This is a genomic window from Amycolatopsis acidicola (assembly GCF_007713735.2).
GTDB classification, from domain to species: Bacteria; Actinomycetota; Actinomycetes; order Mycobacteriales; family Pseudonocardiaceae; genus Amycolatopsis_E; species Amycolatopsis_E acidicola.
In genome coordinates this window covers 49,488-55,724 of record NZ_VMNW02000057.1, presented here as the reverse complement: position 1 = coordinate 55,724, position 6,237 = coordinate 49,488, and the positions used below count along the sequence as shown (strand labels likewise).

The window sequence follows — 6,237 nt, the reverse complement described above, 5'->3', positions numbered from 1 at the left end:
CTCCCCCACCCACGCACGAGTTGGCCCCTCCCGCGCACGAGTTGGCCGCTCGCGCACGCATGTTGGCCCCTCCCGCGCACGAGTTGGCCGCTCGCACCCGGACCGCAAGGAAGGCCGCTCCCGGCAAGGGGAGCGGCCTTCTCGCTTACGGCCTGCGGAGCCTCGGGCACAGGCCACCGGTTTCGGCCAACACACTCACGCGGGCGGCCAACACGCCAACGCGGGCCGCCAACACACCAACGCGGGCCGCCAACACACTCACGTGGGCGGCCAACACGTCGGCGGGGGCGGCAAATACGGCTGGGAGGGCGTCAGCCGACCGGTTCCGGCGCGGGCAGTTTGTCCATCGCGTAGCGCACGAGGCGGATGAGCGCGAGTTTGCTCGACTCCCGCTCGCGCGCGTCGAAGAACATCACCGGGATCCCGGGCGCGATCGCCAGCGCGCGCCGGATTTCGCCCTCTTCGTACTCGTCCGCGTCGTCGAACCGGTTCACCGCCACGATGAACGGGATCTTGCGGCGCTCGAAGAAGTCGATCGCCGCGAAGCTGGTGTCCAGCCGTCGCGTGTCGACGAGCACCACGGTGCCGATGGCGCCGCGCGCCAGTTCGTCCCACATGAACCAGAACCGGTCCTGGCCCGGGGTGCCGAACAGGTACAGCACGGTGTGCGGGGAGATGGTGATGCGCCCGAAGTCCAGCGCCACGGTGGTGGTCTTCTTGGCCTCCACGCCCGTCACGTCGTCGACGCCGTCGCTGGCCTGGGTCATCACCTCCTCCGTGGACAGCGGCACGATTTCGCTGACCGAGGCGACCATGGTGGTCTTCCCGGCGCCGAACCCGCCCGCGACAACGATTTTGACCGGAGTGGGGACGATCGCCCCGCTGCCGTCAGAGCTTGGTGAGACCATTGAGCACCGCCTGGAGTAATGCGCGATCCGGGGCCTGCGCCGGCTGCGGGGAACGGACGATCACGTCGCCGCGCTCGATGAGGTCGCCGCAGAGCACCTTCACCACCGCCAGCGGAACCTTGACGTAGGCGGCGATTTCGGCGACCGACAGCGGGCGCTGGCACAGTTCGAGGATGGTGAGGTGTTCCGGGGCGAGCCCGACCGGGTCCTGGCCGCCGGCGATCGCCATCACCTGGCTGGCCACGTCCAGCGTCGCGTCGCCGACCGGGATCCGGCCGCGGGTGATGGCGTAGGGCCGCACCAGCGGCCCGGCCGCTTCGTCATACCACCCCTCGTCCGCCATCAGTTGTGCTCCGCGGCGAACCTCGCGGTTTCGCGCGGAGCCGAGGTCATGTAGTCACCGACCCGCTTCACCAGCCGGTTCATCTCGTAGGCGATCATCTCGACGTCGACGTTCTCCTCGGCGAGGATCGCCAGGCACGCGCCGGCGCCGGCGGCGGAGACGAACAGGTAGCCGCCCGCCATCTCGATCAGCGTCTGCAACACCGGCCCGCGGGCGAAGTGCCTGCTGGCGCCCTTGGCGAGGCTCTGCAGGCTGGAGGAGATCGCCGACAGCTGGTCGGAGTCGTCCTTGGACAGTCCACCGGACTTGCCCATCAGCAGTCCGTCCGCGGAGAGCACGACGGCGTGCTGGGCGCCCACGACGCGGTCGACCATGTCATCGAGCAGCCAGTTCAGGTCTGCCATGGAACTTGGGTTCTCGTTCATCGATGAGTCCGACTTCCCTCTCACTCAGTGGTTGCCCGGCTGCTCGGCCGGCTCGTCGGCGGCGCGTCCCCGCTGGGTTCCCTTGTGGAACTTGGAGATCGTGCTCAGCGTCCGGCCGGCGTACTCGGTGTAGTCCGTCGCCTCGGTTTCCGGGTCCTCCCGGAGCTGGGAGACGAGGTTCTGCTGCGGTTCGCGCTGCGGCAGCGGGGCCCGCCTGGCGTTCTTGGGCTTTGCCTCGGCCGCGGGCACCGGTTCCGGGGGCGGGATCGGGCCGGGCACCCGGCGGGGCAGTTCCCCCTGCGCGGGCTGTTCGGGTTCGGGCTCGGGGTCGCGGGTCATGATCGTCCTCCTGACGGGGGACGGTACCGGGGCCTGCTCCGTGGTTTCCAGCTCCCGGTGCCTGCCCGCGCCCGCCGGCTCGGGTTCCTCGACCTGGGCGGCGGTCCCGCGGAACTCCGAGTCGGCGTTGTCCGCGACCTGGCCGTCCGTGGAGATCAACTCGGTCGGGACGAGGATCGTGGCGCGGGTTCCGCCGTAGCGCGAAGAGTCGAACATCACGCGCACGCCGAGCCTTCCGGCCAGCCGCGCGACCACGAACAGGCCCAGGCTCGCGTCGGCCTTGAGCGCCATCGCGTCGAACTCGGGCGGCTCGGACATCATCCGGTTGGCCCACTCGCGGGTCTCGTCCTTCATGCCGAGCCCTTGGTCGGCGACGTCCACGACGACCCCGCGCGCGACGAGCGTGCTCGTCATGTGCACCTGGGAACCGGGCGGGGAGAACGTGGTGGCGTTGTCGACCAGCTCGGCGATCAGGTGGATGGTGTCGGCGACCGCGGACCCGATGATCGCGACCTGCGGCACGTTCTCCACCTCGACGCGGGAGAAGTGCTCGGTCTCCGACACCGCGGCGCGCAGCACGTCCATCAGCCACACCGGTTTGCGCCAGCGGCGGCCCGGCTGCTTGCCGCCGAGAATGATCAGGTTCTCCGTGGTGCGGCGGGCGCGGGTGGCGAGGTGGTCGAGCTGGAAGAGCCCCTTCAGCTGCGCGGGGTTCTCCTCCTGGCTCTCCATCCGGTCCAGGATCTGCAGCTGCCGGTGCACGAGGCCCTGGTTGCGGTGCGCGATGCCGAGGAACACGTTGTTCACACCGCTGCGGGCCTTGGCCTCACTGGCCGCCGCGGAGACGGCGGTCAGCTGCGCCATGTTGAACGCCTCGGCCACCTGCCCGATCTCGTCCTTGCCGTGGTCCAGCCGCGGCAGCTCGGCGCCGACGTCGACCGGCTGGCCCTCCTTGAGCCTGCCGACGATGTTCGGCAGCCGGGTGCGGGCCAGCTCCAGCGAGTCGTTGCGCAGCCGCTCGAGGCGGGTCAGCAGGGTGCGGTCGACGAGGGTGCGCGACACGCGGACGGCGACGTAGATCGACGCGACCGCGGCGAGCAGCGCGACCACACTGCCGAGGATCGCGTTGCGCAGGTTGGCGTTCCCGTCGTCGAGCGCCTGGCTGGACGCGCGGTCGGCCTGGTCGATGGTGAGCCCGACGAGCTGGTCGGCGATCTGGTCGGTCAGCGAGCGCCAGTCGGTCTCGGTGACGGTGAGCCCGTTCGAGCCGGTGCGGAACGTGCCGGGGCCGTGCGTGATCAGCGCGTCCTCGGCGGCGGAGAGCCGCTGCCACGCGTCGCTGGCGAGCAGGTCCTGATAGCGCTTTCCGACCTCGGAGTTCATGAACGGCGCGAGCTTGGCCAGCGCGGCGCGGTAGGAGCCGACCAGCTGCGAGAACTGCAGATGGTCGGGCACCGAGAAGGTGCCGGCGGCGAAGGCGCTGGTGCCCAGCGACGCGGCGCGCGACATCGAGTCCGACGCGCGGAAGATCTCGACCGCGCCGATGCCGCCCTGGGTCGCGGTCACGTCGGGCACCATCCGGGCCTGGGCGTCGAACAGCCCGGCCGCGGTGTCGATCAGGGTGTTGTAGAAGTCGTTGACCTGGGTCTTGCTGACCGTGCGCAGGGCGATCTGGGTGCGCACCGCGGGCAGCTGGTCGAGCCGGGACTCCAGGTCGCTCACGCGCTGCGCGATCTCGTCCGGGACCAGGTCCTTGATCGAGGACATGGCGCTGCGCAGGCTGACCAGCTCGCGGTCGATGTCCTGCTGCTGCTTCTGCAGATCGGTCAGCCCGCCGCCGGGGCGGTCGAGGTAGATCAGGCTCAGCTGCCGTTCCTGCTGCACCGCGCCGAGCGCGGTGACGGCCGGGATGGACACGTCCTGCACGCTGGAGGCCACCGTGCGCACGTAGACGCCGTTGACCACGAAGTACGCGGACAGGGCCACCCACATCACGATCAGCGTGATACTCGGGACCAGCACGGTCCCGGTCAGCCGCTTTCTGATCGACTTGTGGTGGCCTTCGCCAGACTTCTCTTGTTTCTTCACGACGCTCCACGTGATCGGGGAAAACGCTTCCAGCGGGCCGACGCGGTGTACTCAATCACCTGTGTCAAGCGGACGATCGGGTGCCCTTTCGGTGGCCCCGGTCTTCAGCCCGACCGCGACATGATGGCGTACCCGCTTCGCGGCCCGGATCGCGGCCCCACCCTGGCGCGCGCGACCGCGGATCGGCCCGGCGAAACGCGGAAAGCGCTTCCAGCCCGGCCCATGTGGACGGTTCGTGAATGCCTTGAAGATTTCGACGGGCGATTTCCGCCACGCCGGGACACGCCGAAGTCCCACGTCAGCGGAATGCCGCTCTGAACACCGTATATCCGGCCCTTTTTCGCGGGCCGGGGAAAAGGGCGCGCTTACCGGGCGGGACACAATAATCAAGACGGCGACGAATCCGGAGCGCGCTCCCACGGGCTGGACGCCGGACGTACCGAGTCCCCCGAAAGGGTGATGATCATCACGTTCGGCCGGAGTAGCGTGCCGCGGCTAAGCGCCGGAGAGGTCGCCCGCGGTGAGCCGGATGCTGAACCCGCCTCCGAGGCCGGGCCCGAAGGTCACGTGGTCGCACAGCTGGTACGCCATCCACAACCCGAGCCCGCCGAGCGGAGCCTTGGGCGCGGGCAGCAGCCCGGCGGCGAGCTCGGCCGGGCCGTCGCCGCGGTCGGTCACGGTCACGACGAGGCGGCCGGCCCCGCGCCACATCCGCACGGACACCGGTGGCCGCCCGTGTTCGATCGCGTTGGTGACGACCTCGCTCACGGCGACCTGGAAATCGGCAAGCCCCGATCCGGAAAGGACCTCGCCGTGGTTCTCCGCCAGCGCCCGCCGGACCGCCATCACCGAAGGATCGTGGAGTTCGAACACCGGTGGCCCGTACTGCAGGGAATCGGGCTCCGGGGCACGCCGCTCGCGCAACACCGCCTCCGGCGCGAAGCTCGCGCTGGCCCGGTACTCGCCGGACCCCGCCGCGAGCAGAGAATGCGTGCGCGCCACGTCGTCGAGCACCGGCCGCGGAGTGGTTCTCGTGTCGTACGCGCACACTGCCCACAGGGGAAACTCGCCGTACGCCTCACCGACGACGGCCTCGTAGCGGGCCCACCAATCCCAGGCGCGAGGGGCGAACGGGATCTCCCCGCAGACCCGGATCCGGCGCGCGCCCGCCGCGACGTGCTCGGCCAGCAACTGGCGGTACATCTTGATCACCGTGGCCGGCCGGGCGTAAACACCGCCCCCGTCCAGGAAAGCGACCGCCGCGCCCGGCGGAAGTGCTTCGCGCACCACGGCCGAAGCGTGCTCGCCGAGCGAAACCAGGGTGGGCTCACCGGCCTCGGATCCGGCCAGGAGGAAGGGAACGAGGACGTTCACCAGTTCCTCGTCCGAGCCGTAGCACATCGCTTCGTGGCGGAACCCGGCGTGGTTCGCCGCTGCGCCCGTTCCCATCTCGCTCCCGACGATAGCTCCTGGCCGCGGCCCGCTCTCGCCGTGGTGACCGGCCGCACTCCGGCCGCACCTGTGGACCGTTCCGGTGAACCACGCGGGCAGGCGTAACACCCGGCCGCGGCGGCGCGAGTTCCTGGCTGTCCGGCGGGGATCGGAGGAGCGATGACGCTGTCCTGGGGCCAGACGTTGCTGGTGGTGCTGATCGTGGCGGCCGCGGTGCTGGGCGCCGGGCTGATCGTGATCCTGGCGCGCGCGACGGGTCCCGGCGCCGACGGCGGCAGCGTGGTGCGCAGCTGGATCGCGATCAGCCTCGTGCTCGGGCTCGTGATGTTCACGGCCTTCACCTTCGCCGTGAACGACACGAGCCTGCGCAGCGCCTTGATCGGTGGCCTCACCGCGAGCGTCGGCTCGGCGATCGCCTACTACTTTTCCGCCAAATCCTCGGACCAGGCACGGCAGGACCTGCTGAACGCCACGATCGGCACCGAAGCGGTCCCGGACCTGACGGGCCTCGACGAGAGCCAGGCCGCGACCGCGCTGGGCAAGACCTCGCTCAAACTGGAAGTCGACCCGGCCACGCCCCCGGACGGGCGGCGGGTCGCGCAGCAGAACCCGCCCCCCGGAACCCAGAGTCCGAAAGGGACCTCCGTCGTGGTGCGCTTCGGCCCGTGAGCGGGTCGATCCA

6 protein-coding genes are annotated in these 6,237 nt (G+C 70.3%); 1 reads left to right on the top strand and 5 read right to left on the bottom strand.

Going from position 1 to position 6,237, the window contains the following annotated elements; translation table 11 throughout:
- Positions 1-311: 311 nt before the first annotated feature.
- From FPZ12_RS29990 to FPZ12_RS29970, 5 genes are all read right to left on the bottom strand, one after another.
- Positions 312-908 carry a GTP-binding protein gene (locus FPZ12_RS29990; protein ID WP_144759112.1) on the bottom strand — a complete coding sequence of 199 codons (597 nt, stop codon included), beginning with the start codon at positions 906-908 and terminating at the stop codon, positions 312-314.
- Positions 889-1,251, bottom strand: a complete 363-nt coding sequence (locus tag FPZ12_RS29985; RefSeq protein ID WP_144759115.1) for a DUF742 domain-containing protein — start codon at positions 1,249-1,251, stop codon at positions 889-891. The genes FPZ12_RS29990 and FPZ12_RS29985 overlap by 20 nt, the downstream gene beginning before the upstream one ends.
- Positions 1,251-1,676 (bottom strand): roadblock/LC7 domain-containing protein, encoded by a 426-nt coding sequence (locus tag FPZ12_RS29980; protein WP_144759118.1) that lies wholly within the window; start codon positions 1,674-1,676, stop codon positions 1,251-1,253. Before FPZ12_RS29980 ends, FPZ12_RS29985 begins: the two co-directional genes overlap by 1 nt.
- A gap of 24 nt (positions 1,677-1,700) precedes the next feature.
- Complete coding sequence (locus FPZ12_RS29975) at positions 1,701-4,103, bottom strand: sensor histidine kinase (RefSeq protein ID WP_243770098.1); 2,403 nt, start codon at positions 4,101-4,103, stop codon at positions 1,701-1,703.
- Between the two features lie 495 nt (positions 4,104-4,598).
- On the bottom strand, positions 4,599-5,552 hold the full coding sequence (locus tag FPZ12_RS29970) for a sensor histidine kinase (protein ID WP_144759121.1): 954 nt from the start codon (positions 5,550-5,552) through the stop codon (positions 4,599-4,601).
- 162 nt (positions 5,553-5,714) lie between these two features.
- On the opposite strand from FPZ12_RS29970, the gene FPZ12_RS29965 reads away from it, so the two are divergent.
- Positions 5,715-6,224, top strand: coding sequence for a PASTA domain-containing protein (locus FPZ12_RS29965; RefSeq protein WP_144759124.1), 510 nt, complete (start codon positions 5,715-5,717; stop codon positions 6,222-6,224).
- Positions 6,225-6,237 lie beyond the last annotated feature (13 nt).

Bases quoted from the DNA above. Each gene is read 5' to 3' on its own strand.
- FPZ12_RS29985 (WP_144759115.1), bottom strand. From the start codon at position 1,251: ATGGCGGACGAGGGGTGGTATGACGAAGCGGCCGGGCCGCTGGTGCGG.
- FPZ12_RS29990 (WP_144759112.1), bottom strand. From the start codon at position 908: ATGGTCTCACCAAGCTCTGACGGCAGCGGGGCGATCGTCCCCACTCCG.
- FPZ12_RS29970 (WP_144759121.1), bottom strand. From the start codon at position 5,552: ATGGGAACGGGCGCAGCGGCGAACCACGCCGGGTTCCGCCACGAAGCG.
- FPZ12_RS29965 (WP_144759124.1), top strand. From the start codon at position 5,715: ATGACGCTGTCCTGGGGCCAGACGTTGCTGGTGGTGCTGATCGTGGCG.
- FPZ12_RS29980 (WP_144759118.1), bottom strand. From the start codon at position 1,676: ATGAACGAGAACCCAAGTTCCATGGCAGACCTGAACTGGCTGCTCGAT.